Origin of the sequence: Labrenzia sp. VG12 (assembly GCF_002237595.1) — a bacterium.
GTDB lineage: Bacteria > Pseudomonadota > Alphaproteobacteria > Rhizobiales > Stappiaceae > Roseibium.
Genome location: NZ_CP022529.1, coordinates 2,483,324 through 2,496,460, shown reverse-complemented (window position 1 = coordinate 2,496,460; position 13,137 = coordinate 2,483,324). Strand labels below are relative to the sequence as shown.

15 protein-coding genes and 1 pseudogene are annotated in these 13,137 nt (G+C 55.0%); 14 read left to right on the top strand and 2 right to left on the bottom strand.

All coding sequences use genetic code 11. The annotated features are described in order from the left end of the window. Nucleotides 1-19 precede the first annotated feature (19 nt). On the bottom strand, nucleotides 20-1,024 hold the full coding sequence (gene ftrA / locus CHH27_RS11655) for a transcriptional regulator FtrA (protein ID WP_198338405.1): 1,005 nt from the start codon (nucleotides 1,022-1,024) through the stop codon (nucleotides 20-22). A 78-nt stretch (nucleotides 1,025-1,102) separates the two neighbouring features. On the opposite strand from ftrA, the gene CHH27_RS11650 reads away from it, so the two are divergent. From CHH27_RS11650 to CHH27_RS11600, 12 genes and pseudogenes are all read left to right on the top strand, one after another. Beyond that, complete coding sequence (locus tag CHH27_RS11650) at nucleotides 1,103-1,501, top strand: rhodanese-like domain-containing protein (protein WP_094074690.1); 399 nt, start codon at nucleotides 1,103-1,105, stop codon at nucleotides 1,499-1,501. A 415-nt stretch (nucleotides 1,502-1,916) separates the two neighbouring features. Continuing rightward, nucleotides 1,917-2,144 (top strand): hypothetical protein, encoded by a 228-nt coding sequence (locus CHH27_RS27660; RefSeq protein WP_157738880.1) that lies wholly within the window; start codon nucleotides 1,917-1,919, stop codon nucleotides 2,142-2,144. Next, nucleotides 2,144-2,425 (top strand): portal protein, encoded by a 282-nt coding sequence (locus tag CHH27_RS28640; RefSeq protein WP_094071736.1) that lies wholly within the window; start codon nucleotides 2,144-2,146, stop codon nucleotides 2,423-2,425. Before CHH27_RS27660 ends, CHH27_RS28640 begins: the two co-directional genes overlap by 1 nt. A 90-nt stretch (nucleotides 2,426-2,515) precedes the next feature. After that, nucleotides 2,516-3,244 (top strand): annotated as a pseudogene (locus CHH27_RS28320) (portal protein); the annotation flags it as partial. 67 nt (nucleotides 3,245-3,311) lie between these two features. Next, complete coding sequence (locus CHH27_RS28315) at nucleotides 3,312-3,596, top strand: hypothetical protein (RefSeq protein WP_247646364.1); 285 nt, start codon at nucleotides 3,312-3,314, stop codon at nucleotides 3,594-3,596. Between the two features lie 199 nt (nucleotides 3,597-3,795). Beyond that, the gene (locus CHH27_RS11635; RefSeq protein ID WP_157738878.1) at nucleotides 3,796-4,107 is read left to right on the top strand and encodes a hypothetical protein; all 312 of its coding nucleotides are present in this window, start codon (nucleotides 3,796-3,798) and stop codon (nucleotides 4,105-4,107) included. Between the two features lie 140 nt (nucleotides 4,108-4,247). Next, nucleotides 4,248-4,715: a hypothetical protein gene (locus CHH27_RS11630; protein ID WP_208988830.1), complete on the top strand. Its 468-nt coding sequence runs from the start codon at nucleotides 4,248-4,250 to the stop codon at nucleotides 4,713-4,715. Nucleotides 4,716-5,432: 717 nt separating this feature from the next. Next, entirely contained in the window at nucleotides 5,433-6,410 is a 978-nt protein-coding gene (locus tag CHH27_RS11620) for a glycoside hydrolase family 73 protein (protein WP_094071731.1), read from the top strand. Nucleotides 6,411-6,652: 242 nt separating this feature from the next. After that, entirely contained in the window at nucleotides 6,653-7,174 is a 522-nt protein-coding gene (locus CHH27_RS11615) for a hypothetical protein (protein WP_094071730.1), read from the top strand. A 30-nt stretch (nucleotides 7,175-7,204) separates the two neighbouring features. Continuing rightward, on the top strand, nucleotides 7,205-7,744 hold the full coding sequence (locus tag CHH27_RS11610) for a hypothetical protein (RefSeq protein WP_157738877.1): 540 nt from the start codon (nucleotides 7,205-7,207) through the stop codon (nucleotides 7,742-7,744). A 116-nt stretch (nucleotides 7,745-7,860) separates the two neighbouring features. Further along, the gene (locus CHH27_RS11605) at nucleotides 7,861-8,457 is read left to right on the top strand and encodes an FMN-dependent NADH-azoreductase (protein ID WP_094071728.1); all 597 of its coding nucleotides are present in this window, start codon (nucleotides 7,861-7,863) and stop codon (nucleotides 8,455-8,457) included. A 730-nt stretch (nucleotides 8,458-9,187) separates the two neighbouring features. After that, nucleotides 9,188-10,333, top strand: a complete 1,146-nt coding sequence (locus CHH27_RS11600) for a DUF2336 domain-containing protein (protein WP_094071727.1) — start codon at nucleotides 9,188-9,190, stop codon at nucleotides 10,331-10,333. 4 nt (nucleotides 10,334-10,337) lie between these two features. On the opposite strand, the gene CHH27_RS11595 is transcribed toward CHH27_RS11600, so the two are convergent. Then, nucleotides 10,338-10,964 carry a LysE family translocator gene (locus CHH27_RS11595; protein ID WP_094071726.1) on the bottom strand — a complete coding sequence of 209 codons (627 nt, stop codon included), beginning with the start codon at nucleotides 10,962-10,964 and terminating at the stop codon, nucleotides 10,338-10,340. A gap of 59 nt (nucleotides 10,965-11,023) precedes the next feature. Between CHH27_RS11595 and CHH27_RS11590 the strand changes: the two genes are divergently transcribed. Both CHH27_RS11590 and CHH27_RS11585 read left to right on the top strand, forming a co-directional pair. Beyond that, entirely contained in the window at nucleotides 11,024-11,833 is an 810-nt protein-coding gene (locus tag CHH27_RS11590) for an extensin family protein (RefSeq protein WP_157738876.1), read from the top strand. 71 nt (nucleotides 11,834-11,904) lie between these two features. After that, a complete protein-coding gene (locus tag CHH27_RS11585) occupies nucleotides 11,905-13,125 on the top strand; it encodes an alanine racemase (protein WP_094071724.1) in 1,221 nt (406 codons plus the stop codon). Nucleotides 13,126-13,137 lie beyond the last annotated feature (12 nt).

Below are 13,137 nucleotides of genomic sequence, written 5' to 3'. Positions count from 1 at the left end.
AGTGCAGCATTGTCAGCGCTCAGGCTACATCTGAGCGAAACAAGTGCCGGTAGTCGGTCGGGCTCAATCCAAGGCGTTTTCGAAAATGGTGGCGTAGCGCATGCGCGCTGCCGAAGCCGACCAGTGCCGCCACCGTTTCCATGTCCTGGCGCCCTGTGATGAGGATTTCCTTGGCCGCTTCGATGCGCTCTCCGGTCAGCCAATCGCCCGGCGTCAGGCCGACAGCATCAATGAAACGCCGCTGAAAGGTGCGCGCGCTCATGTGGCATCCCGCCGCCATGCCTTCGATTGTCCAGTTCTCCGAAAGCCGGCGGCGCACATCTTCCAGGAGCGGGGCGATCGCACTCTCTGGCCTGCAGGAAACCGGACGTTCCAGGTACTGGGCCTGTCCCCCCTGGCGCTGAGCGGGCACAACGAGGCGCCTTGCGACACTGTTGGCCTTGTCCGGTCCATAATCACGCCGAATGATTTCGAGCATCAGGTCGATGCCCGCCGCACTTCCGGCTGACGTAGAAACGCGGTTTTCGAGCCGGTAAAGCGATGCTTCATCCACCGTGATGGAGGGAAAACGGGAGCGAAGCTGCTCGGCATAACGCCAGTGGGTGGTGGCTGTCTTGCCATCGAGCAGGCCCGTCGCTGCCAGAACAAACGCACCAGAACAGATCGATACGAGCCGCGCACCGCGCCGATGAGCGATGACCAGCCTGTCCTTGAGATTTGCAGGGATATTCGCGTCAGCACTCTTCCAGCCCGGAACGACAATGATGTCGGCATGGTCGAGGGCGTCAATGCCCTGATCAGCAGAAATGCTTAGTCCGCCAGCTGCCCGTAAAGGGCCATCCTCGATCGCACAGCTGGCAAAGCGGTACCAGTCATTGCCGAATTCCGGCCGGGTCAAGCCGAAGATTTCTGCCGTGATGCCAAACTCGAAAGTGCACAGGCCGTCATAGACAAGGGCAACCACAAGCGGCCCTGTTGGGGCGGTCGTGGGGGGCAGTTGAGCGGAAACCGAGATGTTTGGCATGATTTTTACGTATATCGTCTTTCGTGCCAGTTGCCAATGATCACCCTCCGGGACAGAACGTTCTGGAAAGGAGACCTCATGACCAACAATGTTACCAAGATACCCGCGGCCTCGAGCACCCTGGCGGCGGAACATTTCGCGTCGGAATTCAGATTCGAGACAGATTGCTGGGATGTCCAAGATGCATTGAAAAGCGATCCCGGATTTGTACTCTTGGATGTTCGCAGTCCTGCTCTTTATGCCAAGGGACACATCCCGGGGGCCATCAACCTGCCGCACGGCAAGATCATACGATCAAAGCTTGCCCATTGGCCGGAAGACACCCTGTTTGTGACCTATTGTGCAGGGCCTCATTGCAATGGCGCGGCGCGCGGCGCATTGCGGCTCGCAGAACTTGAACGTCCCGTGAAGATCATGGCTGGTGGGATTACCGGCTGGATCGACGAAGGTTTCGAGTTGGAAAGCGGACCGCAGTGAGACAATTACGACTGTGAAAACGGGCCTCGACAATTAGGCGCGCCCGCTCGCTGGACTGCTTGAAAAAAATCGGCGAACAACGCGCAAGGCTGAAATGGCAGAGCCTTTTGATTGAACAGGTTTTTTCGAAAAGTCACGCCTAAACAAGTATTTGAGACCCGTCCATAAGCTGGACGGGTCGTCAAAACAGCTCTAAAACAGAGCTTACAAGGTTACCTTGGAAAAGTGTGGCTGAATGACCGGGACATCGGTCCTGCCTTCAGCCTTCCATGACGATCCATTCTGCAAAATCGTTGACCCGTTCTCGTCTCACATGGTGACGCATCACCATTGTTTGACCCGTCGAGGCATTCTTTTTTGCGGGGGCGCTTTGGAAACCAAACCCCAAATCCAAACCATCTGAAAGGAGCACCTCATGTGTCTCTTTGGAGGCGGCGGCGCGAAGCAGCCGAAACCGGAACCGACACCGCCACCACCGCGGCAACCCGATCCTCAGCGCCAGGCCAGGAACCTTCAGGAAAACGGCCGGCGACGGCGGGCCGCGGCCTATAGTTCGCGCGCTACCAACCTGACGAGCCCGCTCGGCGTTCCCGATTTCGGCAGCGCCTCGCGTCCGGGCGTTACACTTCTCGGGCGTGCCTGATGGGGATCGTCGAGGACCTGAAGTCCGAGTTGCAGTCCGCGCGCGCGGAACGCCAGTGGGTGGAAGATGACTGGCAGGACTATGTCACCTACACCGCTCCCGATATGGAGCGTGGGTTCAATCGGGCAGGAGGCGTGACTTCGTCGGACGGGATGAGTGTCTTCCGGCATTCTGCTGCGCGAAACCGCTCACGGAAACTGTTCGATCCAACAGCGGTCTGGCTCCTCGACCGTCTGGCATCCGGCGTTGGTTCGCTGACGATGCCCGAGGGGTTTTCCTGACACGGCATCGGCTTTGGCGATCCGTTCGCGCCACCGCCCACCCAGGACGATGAGGAGTTTTTCGAACTGGTCCGGGATCATCTGTTCCGGGTGCGCTATTCCGGCCGGTCCGGCTTCGCACTCGCCAACCGCTCCCGCATTCTGTCGACAGTCAAACTTGGGACGGGAGTGCTTTATCCGGTCGAGAACGAGGACAGTCTTGCCGACATCCGGACACCGATCCATTACCGCTACGTCCCGCTTTATGAAATATATCTGATTGTGGATGCGCAGGGAAATGACTGCGGTTTCTTTCGTGTGCGGACCTTGGCGGCGTGGCAGGCCGTGAAGGAATATGGCGGCAAGGTCTCCGAGCGCGTGAAAGAGGACGCCGAGGATCCGAAACGCAAAACGCGAGAACACGTCTTCGTTCATGCCTGTTTTCTCAGGGAGGGTGGCCACTCGGACGCAGCAGACATCAGAAAGTCGCGCTACGAAAGCATCCATTTCGAGGAACAGAGCGGTCATATCTGTCGGAAGGCTGGTTTTTTCGAATACCCGCTGGTGATCAGCCGTTGGGATCGGGATGGACTGTCGCCCTACGGATCACCACCTCAGGCCAAACTGATGAGCGATATCAAGAGCCTGCAAAGCCTGGCGCGCGACAGTCTGATTGCCAGTTCACAGGCGGTTCGCCCGCCAATTGCCACCCATCGGGAAGAACGTCAGCGCGACCTGAATCCCGGACGAACCAATCCGGGTCTGATCGACGAACAGGGCCGGCCGCTGTTTCGCCCAATGATCGAGATGGTCAATCCGGGTGCGGCGGACAGCCAGATCGAGAATATCCGCGAAAAACTGCGGGTCGGTCTTTATGGCGATCTCTGGCAAACGCTGCTGGAAGGCAATGGCCGACATGATCGGCCCCTTCTCGACCAATATTCTGGCCGGCAACGAAAACCTGTTCGAGCGGGAGATCGGCATATTGGGGCGTCGCGGCGCTTTCGCCGAAGGTTCTCCGCTCGAGCCTCCAGACACGGCGCTGGAGGGCGATGTCACGCTGACCTCGACTGCCCCGATCGACCAGATGCGCGAGGCTGGCCATTTTGAAGCAATCATGGGATTCCAGGAGTATCTTGGGGTGGCCGCCGCTGCGGACCCGTCGATACTTGATCTGCATGATCGCGACTAGGAATACGACCTGACGCGCCGGGCTCTGGGGCTGCCGGCAAAGCTGAAACGCAAGCCCGGCGAAGTAGACGCCCTGCGAGCAGAACGCGAAGAGAAGGCAACGCAGCAACAACAGCTTGCGGCAGGGGAGAGCATGGCGCGCATGGCCAAGGACGGAGCACCGATCCTGCAAACCCTACAACAGGAAGAAGGCGGAACCGATGTGGCACAGCCTTAAACGAGTGGCTGTTCGGCGCAAGGACAGACCTGCTGCTATCGAACGGGCCTACAGGTCCGTTTTTTTATGTGCTGAAGGCGAACTCGTCCTGGCAGATCTTGCTGCTGAATGTGGGATTTACCAGGCGCCTCCCGCGGACCTAAGTGCCCGTGCCAGCGGTTATCTGGACGGACGGAAAGCGCTTTATGCCCGCATCCTTGCCATGATCCGGATCTCACCGGAGGAACATGCCGCGCTTCAGCAGGCTGCGCGGCTCGAGACGATGCCAGACTATGAAACCGATGAGGACTTTTGAGGATGAATGACTTGGCAGGCAATCAGCGTGAAGACGCCACCTTTTCCAGAACCGGTACCGGATCAGAGGATATCCCTGGAGTTTTCGTTGAAGACCAGCACCGATCGGCCGGAGAAAACAGCTTAGGCAACGCGGCGAACATGTCTGAGCGTCTTCATGGTGAGGACGGGCAACAAGAGCCTTTCGTTACACTGCCGGGTGAGGCGGCAAGCCCTGACGAAATAGAGACATTCTTCGGGAAACTGGCTTCGCGCTGGACACCGAAAGACGGCTATCAGTTCAAGCTGCCGGAGACTTTCCCCTATGACCAAGCCTTCGCCGAAGAGGTCGGCGGCTGGTTCAAAGAGGCTGGTCTTCCACCCTCTGCCGCACAAAAACTGCATGATTGCTGGCTCAACAAGATGTCCGATCACCATGCCGAACAACAAGATGCGGCAAGCGCGGCGACTGCTGCCCAGGCCGAGGCCGTTCATCGGGCCCATGAGTCGCTTGTCCGGGAGTATGGCGGGGAAGGAAGTGACGGATACCAGAACCTGGTTGCCAGGGCGGACAGGGCGTTGACCGGGCTCAAGTCTGCGGGGGTTGATCTGTCGGAAAGGGCGCTCTGACGCAAGCGGATGAAAACGGCCTGCAACAGGTATCCGATCCAACTGCGGTCAAACTTCTGGCGTTCATTCACGACCGGGCTTTTGCGGAAGACAGTCTTGACGGGTTCACCGAGACCGGAGGAGACGGCAACCCGTTCGAAACCGGAAATCCTGACCTCAAGAGGCAGTCGGATCTGCTGGAACGCAATCCCGCCCAAGCCCGGCGGCTGATCGTGTCAGCCGGACGAGACCCCGGTCTGTTCAGGCTGTGAAATCAGTGTCCAGCTGCTGACAAAGGCGAGGTCTAGCGCCGCACCACTGATCCCTAACAGAGAGCGAAGTCCAGGGAAGTCCCAACGACTAAATGATCAAGAGAGAATGAGTTGCCACCGCAGGGAGGCGGCCGCGTCCAACCGATCCGCTTCCTATTCGCACTTCGGCACAACCATGGGGTCTTCATTTTCCGCAGAGAGGGGCGGGGAAAACGAAAGTTCGCCGGTCTCCAGGCGTTCAGCGCGAACCGTGTAGACGCTTGGGTTCGTGTCTCCAGGCCACTTTTCCAGGCACTCGTACCTGGGTCCATCAACCTGCTGACAGAAGGCCCGGTGATACGCCCGGTTAATCAGTAAGACATCTTCGAACATTGTAAATGTATACGGAATCTCAGGTTCCGGGCAGTAATTCTCCTGTGCAGCCGCAGGAGTTGCTAGCATAAAAGCCAAAAGGAAAACTTTTTTCATGGGGTCCAAAGTTAATGACTTTTCTCGCCGCATCTATATTGCGGCAAGGAATATCGGGTTGGCGGATCCGCAGGCGCGTTTAGCCGCAGCACAATCCTCAGTAGAAACCGGCTACGGACGATCTGTCAAGGGGCACAACTATTTCGGTATCAAAGCGGGGCGGTCCTGGACAGGACAGGTTCAAGAATTTCAGACCTGGGAGGAGGAAAATGGAAATCGTGTCAACATCCGTGACAGGTTCCGCAAGTACAACAGCTTGGAAGAAAGCCTGAAAGACTGGGTGAAGACTGTCTCTGCTCGCTGGCCTGAGGCGATGTCTGGAAACAGCTTTGAAGAGGCGGTCGAGGGACTGCGCTACGGCAAACGCGGCGGATATGCAACCGACAGCCAGTACGGACAAAAACTGGCCTTTGTCGAGCGACGGATCGGGGACGCCTATTCACCGCCGTCTGAGGTTCTGGAACAATTTGTCGGACGCACCGAGGCTGATGCAGATCTTCAGAATCTGCTTGCGGGTGACAAAAGAACGTCAACTTCGCCAAGCATATTTGATACGCATGGTGTCGGTTCGTTGAACATCGAGGCAACACCTGTACCCAGGGAAAAGCCCGGGTCTTCAGGTTCAGGTCCAGACGGCCCGGCGCCGCAAGCGAAATCCGGGCGGGGCGCTTCCAGATATCCGCTATCGCATTTGCCTCTTTTACCGGGAGCGAACGCGGTATTGCCGGCGATCTTCTCCGCAAGTGAAAGCGCCGTTCAGTCGGGCCTGTCGGGGCGAGGAAATCGTCAGGAGCAGTCGCAGACCAAAGAACGACTTGAGGCGGCCAAGCTTTCAAACCAAACACGCGACCACAATCCCTTCGACCTGAAACAACCCGACCTCAGATTGCAAGCCGCCCTCATTGAAAGTGCGCCCGCCCTGGCGGAACAACTGATCTTTGCGGCAGGACGTGACCCGAGATTGTTCGGACTGTAGGAGGGGGCAGTCTGAAACCGTCAACACCTTACAATTTCCGAAGACCGGGCCGTGGCGACAAGTTAACGACTGGCTTCGTTGGATCCTGACAAAGCTGCAGGGGACGTCCGGAGACCGGGTTCTTCCAGCGTCGACTGTGCAAATTTTGATTGAAAGAACTTGAGAACAAAATGGAAACATGCCTAGATTGTCATGCTTTTCAGATTGCTATTTGTCACAAGGGTCACAGAGGGAATTTCGGAATGACGTCGGACGCAGCGACCAACCGTTCTGCGAGAATTTTTCGTATTTTTGCTTACTTAGTCATTTTTCTGGGTGTGTTTTTATCGCAATCCATTTTTGATTACATGGTTCATTATGATTATTTCAGTGTTCTAATAATATTTCCCTATGCAGTCTTTTTTCTTGCTCTGCTGATATTTGCAGTCGTCTTACTGATCAAGACAAAATTCATTCCGGCCGCCATTGTTCTGGCGGCATTTCTTTGTGCCTGGCTGATCGATTTTGAAATTGAAGTCATAGACTATTTCAGAGTTCAAAACCTTGTTGCGGCGGGAACGATCAATTCCGATGTGATGAGGTGGGGAGAGCAACCCTTCTATCAGTATAATTATGAAACATTACTTGTAAGGAACAGTTCCGGAGAACTCGCCGACATTCACTTTCTTCTTAATAAGGAAGGTTATGACCATCTCTCCGAAAGCTGTTCTTTGGACGTAAGCAGAGTGCACCCGGATTTTGTCGTGGTCAGAGGCTGGTGTTGAAACAATGTGCTTTTTTAAGATGGAAGTCAGATGTCCAAAAACATATTTTACGTCAAGGATGGAAAAGGGAGGCAAATTCCTGCGAAACACCTGACGGATTCTTCCGGTAATTTTATCATAAATCCACGAACAAACACTCCATACATTGTACCTGCAAGTTATTCTGTTGCGGATTCTATTTCAGTCGGACGGCGGTTGCGTCAGTATCGGCTGACCAGTTCAGACAAATATGAAAAGATAATTGAGATCTTCAGGGTAGGAGGACAGCAGGACCTGCAGCGAAGCTATAACGGCAAGGTCGGAAACAGCGGCCACGAATTTGTCGAGGACTTCAGGGATATTGCTTCGTTTCACTTCGGGCTGACCATGCGCGCGGCCGGTGTGGATGAAGAGATCTCCGTGATGGGGGGAGGCTTCTACAACGCCTGGAAGAAGTTTGCGAAGGGAGAAAACCTCGACACGTCCGGAGACTGGTGGAACAATCCGCGTAACCCACCCAATATCCGGATGGGGTCGCAGATCTATGAATCCGGCCGATCGAACCGGGGTCACCCACAAGCCAATCTCTGATTGGCGAAGAAACATACTGTTCACCAAATTGAAGCTAGTTTTTCAATTTAGTCTCTAATATCTCCAATATTTAAACAATCTAATAGCCACCGTTTGACACGACTGGAGATAAATTGATGACCTCGGTAGATACGATCCTTCAGATCAATGCCTCAGCTCGCAAGTCCGGGTCGGTGACGCGAGAACTGTCCGACACTCTGGTGACTCGCCTACTTGAAAATGCACCCGATGCCAAAGTAATCAGCCGTGATGTTTCCCAGGGCCTTCCCTTTCTTGACGAAGACTGGATTGGAGCAAATTTCACCGATCCGAATGAAAGACAAGCTGAGCAAAGGATGAAACTGGCATTGTCGGATACACTTGTCGGTGAATTACGAGCAGCAGACACGATAGTTATCGGTGCCCCGATCTATAATTTTTCAGTTCCTGCAGCGCTCAAGGCATGGATCGATCTTGTTGCCAGGGCAAAAGAAACATTCCTCTATACGGATAAGGGGCCAGTTGGGCTTTTAAGTGGCAAGAAGGCCTATGTACTTGTAGCTTCTGGAGGAACGAAACTTGGCTCGGAAATTGATTTTGCCGGCTCATACCTAAAGCATGTGCTTGGATTCATAGGTATTTCCGACGTTACCTTTGTCGCAGCAGATCAACTGATGATTGACCCGACGAAGCGTGAGGTAGCACTAGCGCAAGCGCTGAGCTTGGCGGCATAGATGGCAATTGGGTCGGGACGATTGGCGTCTCGGCCTTCCTGCTGAAAGGGCATGGTTGCAAAAGCAAATTAGGTTGTGATCGAAGGTGGTGAAGCTGAGCGTCTCGAGACCACTGGCGAGTGTTGTGCTGCAAATACTCCCGGGCGGGCTACGCCAGCAAGGAAGAGGCCCAAGCGGGCACACAATGCAAGCGTCTGGACCAGCTCCGTTTAACAGTATTTTTAGTTGATACCAGTTATTAGAAGCCTATCGGTTGTAGACTTTTCCCGACATTTTTTAGTCCCGTTCGTCGGTTCAGATTACGCCGACTACGATTGCTGCCAAAAATGCGAACGCTGCCAAAAAGGCAATGAAGTTCAGGTTCCGTGCAAGAGTCATCTTTTCACTCCCGATCACCACTGTCTGACCGGACGATACTATGCCAGGCTTTCGGGGAAACGAAGCGAAAAAGATGTTGCGTTGCAGCGTGAAAATGCACTCACAGGTTGTTTTTTTTGAGGAATTGTTAAGTAAGGCATTGATCGTAAACGGTTCGCGCTTTTGCGATTGTGCGACATTTTTTCACCGGCTAAGGGGGCGGCGCATGGGGCAGCATCTGAGCCCTGCAAGGGCGTGCGGAACGTCACCCCTCATCCGCAACTTCAGCGGATATGTGCCCGAAATGAAGTAGGTTAATGTTAAGAGGCTGCTGCTAGGTTTTTGGTAACGCGTTCAGCGTGTCGGAGTGTCGATGATCAGTCTTGCAAAACTTGCCGATTTGGCGAGGGATCCCAGCACCTCAGGTCGCAAGAGCCTGATCGGTGCGCTGACGGATATGTTCGTGGGGTCGGGAGACGACCGTGACGAACAGATCAGCTTGCTGTTCGGCGACATCGTTCTGAAGGTGCTGGGGCAGCTGGAAGAGGAAACTCGGATTATCCTCGCCAAAAGAGTGTGCGGTGAACGCGCCGCGCCACGTGACCTAATGGTCAAGCTGGCCCAGGATACCATCTCGGTGGCTGAGCCGGTTCTGGAGAATTCTCCTGCCCTAACGTCTGAAGATCTGGTGGCGATTGCTTCTTCCGCCTCCATGAAACACTTGGGTGCGATCGCTGGGCGCCAGGTCGTAGACAAAGCAGTTACGACCGTTCTGGTTGACCGCGGCGATTCTGAGGTGCTGAGCAAGGTTGCGGAGAACAAGGGCGCAGAGTTCGAGGACGGGTCCTTTTTGAAACTCGTCGAGAAGGCCCGCTCGAACGAGAGTATTCAGGCCGCACTTGTGGGACGCTCAGACCTTCCGGAGGAGGCTGCGCATGCCTTGTTGCCGTTTTTGACAGAGGAACTAAAGGAACGGATAAGCTCGCTCGGCGCTGATAGCACGCTGGTCCAGTTGCTGGCGGAACGGGCAGCAACCGAAGTTGCAGCGCGCGCGCATAAACTTGAAGAGGCGCGGGAACAATCCAACGCGCTTATCAAGGATGTGGTCAACAAGAAGACCAAAATTGACGATGCGATTACGCTGTTCGCAAGATCTGACCGTACGGCCGAACTGGGCATGTTACTGGCGCGGGTTAGTGATTTGCCACCAGCTGCCGTGTCGCAGTTGCTGTTCAGTGCGAGTGACAAGCCGTTGATCATTCTTTGCAAGGCGAATGGTGTCACCTCCGAGGCCTATAAGGACATACTCACCATGAGAGCCCGCCGGCTTCGCATGGGAGGCCTTGAACTGAACGCGGCAATACAGAGATATTCGGCTTTGAGCGAGGCAGGGGCCATCAGGTCGCTTGAAACTCTCAAGCAGTCTGGTGGCGTCTTCGGATTGAAAACCACTGCAGACAAAACTGCGGACGAAGTCGAGCCTGCGAAGAAGAATATCCCCTTCGCTTCCAGTCGCTGATTTACTAACCGCTCGTCTTTTGCAGGGTCGCCGTCATGGCTGCCGCGGAAATCAAGAAAGTACCGCCAACTCTGTTGACCAATCTCATCAGCGATGGGCTGCGCAGTTTCTGCCCAAGTGCAGCTGCCGCAAATGCGTAGACAGCAGCGTTGAGAATGCCGAGTATGACGAAGGTTGTGCCAAGCAGGAATAGCTGTGGGACAACGGCAGCCTGAGGGGCGATGAAGTGCGGCAAGAATGCCATGAAAAAGATGATCCCCTTCGGATTAAGGGCCGTCACAACGTAGGCATGCCAGAAGATCTTTCTAATTGGCACGTCCGCGACCTTTTGCGGGCTCAGAGCCTGAGATGGCGTCCGCCACATCTTGATTCCCAGCCAGATCAGGTAGGCGGCGCCGATCCATTTGAGCAGACTGAATGCGGTTGCCGATGTTGCAAGAACGGCTCCCAGTCCCAAAAGAGATGCTACTGCGGCCGTTGCATCACCAAGGCCGACGCCCATAACGCTCGCAAATGCGGACTTTCGGCCCTGGGTGAGCGCGTAGCTGACCACCAGCATGATCGTCGGGCCGGGAATGGCCAAGACCACGAGCGTTGCAACCACGTAGGCCAAATAGAGTTCAAGCGTCACGAGAATTTTCCTTGAAATGGATCAGGCAACGATAGACCTGGTCTGTGAGATATTCAATCATGAGCCAGGCGAGAGATGGTCCAGGGAGTGTGTGGATGTGGCATTTGGGGCTGAGCCGACCGATCATTTTGCCATTCTTTATGTGCTTGATCGCACCGGTTTTTGCCCAGGACACGATACCAGTACCAAAACCTGTGAACGACAGGCCGGATGAACCCGCTCCGGCAAGAAGTGATGTTCCGAGAAACAAGCCGGTGACTTCCGAGGATTCCGTTCGGACGGTTCCAAAGGGTGCCCTTGCAGCAGCCAGCTGCGAAATCAGCGGCGCTGTTTTTGTGCGTAGCAGACCTGTCTCAGGTGGAGCGGAGGGAGACCTTCTTGATGATGAAGCATGCGGAATTGGCAATCCAGTCAGTTTGTATGGTGTGAAAGCTGAGGGAGAAGCACGTTTTCCCAAACCCGCGCTTGTTTCATGCATGTTTGCGCAAACTGTTTCAGATTGGCTTCTTCAAGATGTCATGCCAGCTGCTCGAGAGCACGTTGCCAGTTCACTTAGCGTCATCGGAAGTGGGCCAGGCTACCAATGCAGAAGGCGCAACAATCTACCTGACGGAAAACTTTCAGAACATGCGCTTGGCAACGCGCTCGACGTTACGCATTTTGTGTTTGCGGACGGTAGTGAAGCATCCGTAGCGGAGGATTGGGGCAGTGACACGTCCAAGGGGCGGTTCCTACAGGAAGTTCACGCGGCAGCATGCAGACGCTTCACAACGGTGCTGGGACCAGACGCAGACCCCAACCACAAAACTCATCTGCACCTCGATATCGGCTGTCACGGGCAAGACTGCACTTACATCATCTGCCAATAAATCACTTCTCCTTGCAATTCTTCATGAAGGTTGTTCCCATAACGTACTGACGCCAAAAGGTGAGGCTGCTCATGGAACGTTTTGAAACAGCTGTTGAGGCTGCCCTAGAACTCAGACCAGATCAGCCGGTCTATTGCTTTCGCCCCGAGGTGTTAAACCAGGATGCGCGGCAGTTTCAGAGCCTGTTTCCCGGTAAGACGGCCTACGCTGTAAAGACTAACGGTGAGCCATTTGTTCTAAAAGCGCTGGCAAAAGCAGGGATCAACTGTTTTGATGTCGCATCGCCAGCTGAATTCGCGGCGGTGCGCGAAGCGGCCCCAAGTGCGGAAATGCTCTACATGCATCCGATTAAAGCGCAGTCTGACATACGGCTTGCGCTTGAGAATTACCGGATTCGAGCTCTTTCGCTCGACCATGAAGACGAAGTCGCCAAGATTCTGCGTATCGTTCGGGCTCTCGACGTCGATCCGGGCAAGATCACACTTTTTGTGCGCATCGCAACCAAGGGACATGCTGCTTACGAACTTTCCAAGAAGTTTGGTGCGGCGCCGGGACATGCTGTTGAACTGCTGCAGCGCATTCACCGGATCGGCTTCAAATGCGGCCTGTGTTTCCACGTCGGCAGCCAGATCGAGGAACCGGAAACTTACGAACGGGCTCTTGCTTCGGCGGACTGGATCAGATCACGCGCGGGTGTGCCGATCGTGGAACTCGATGTTGGCGGCGGGTTTCCGGCCGAATACGGTCACGACCCGCGCCGGAAAGTCCGCGAGATGCCTTCGCTTGAAGAATTGATGGGGCAGCTAAAAAATGACATTGAGGAATGGCAATTTGACGAACTTCCGTTGGTCGCGGAGCCTGGGCGTGTCATTGTTGCAAGGTCAATCTCGCTGATTGTTCGGGTGTTGTTAAAAAAGGGGCGGAGGCTTTACATAAATGATGGGATCTGGGCATCGCTTTCGGACAGCTGGACAGGCAAGATAACGTTGCCGGCTCGCTTTATTCCCGACCCAGCACGCAAGACCCGTGCCGGCCAGGCTGACAAGATCGTGCCGTTCAAGGTTTGCGGGGCAACGTGCGACAGCGTCGATATACTGTCGCGGCCGTTCTGGCTTCCTGAAACCATCGATACGGGCGACTGGATCGAGATCGGTCACATTGGAGCCTACAGCCTGTCTCTGCGAACACGGTTCAACGGGTTTTATCCCGAGAAGGTGATTGAGGTCGTTTCGCCTTTCGATGCCGGGACCGCTCCGGAAGGCTTTGCGTCCATTGAAACGATGGCCGATTGAACAAAAAAACGG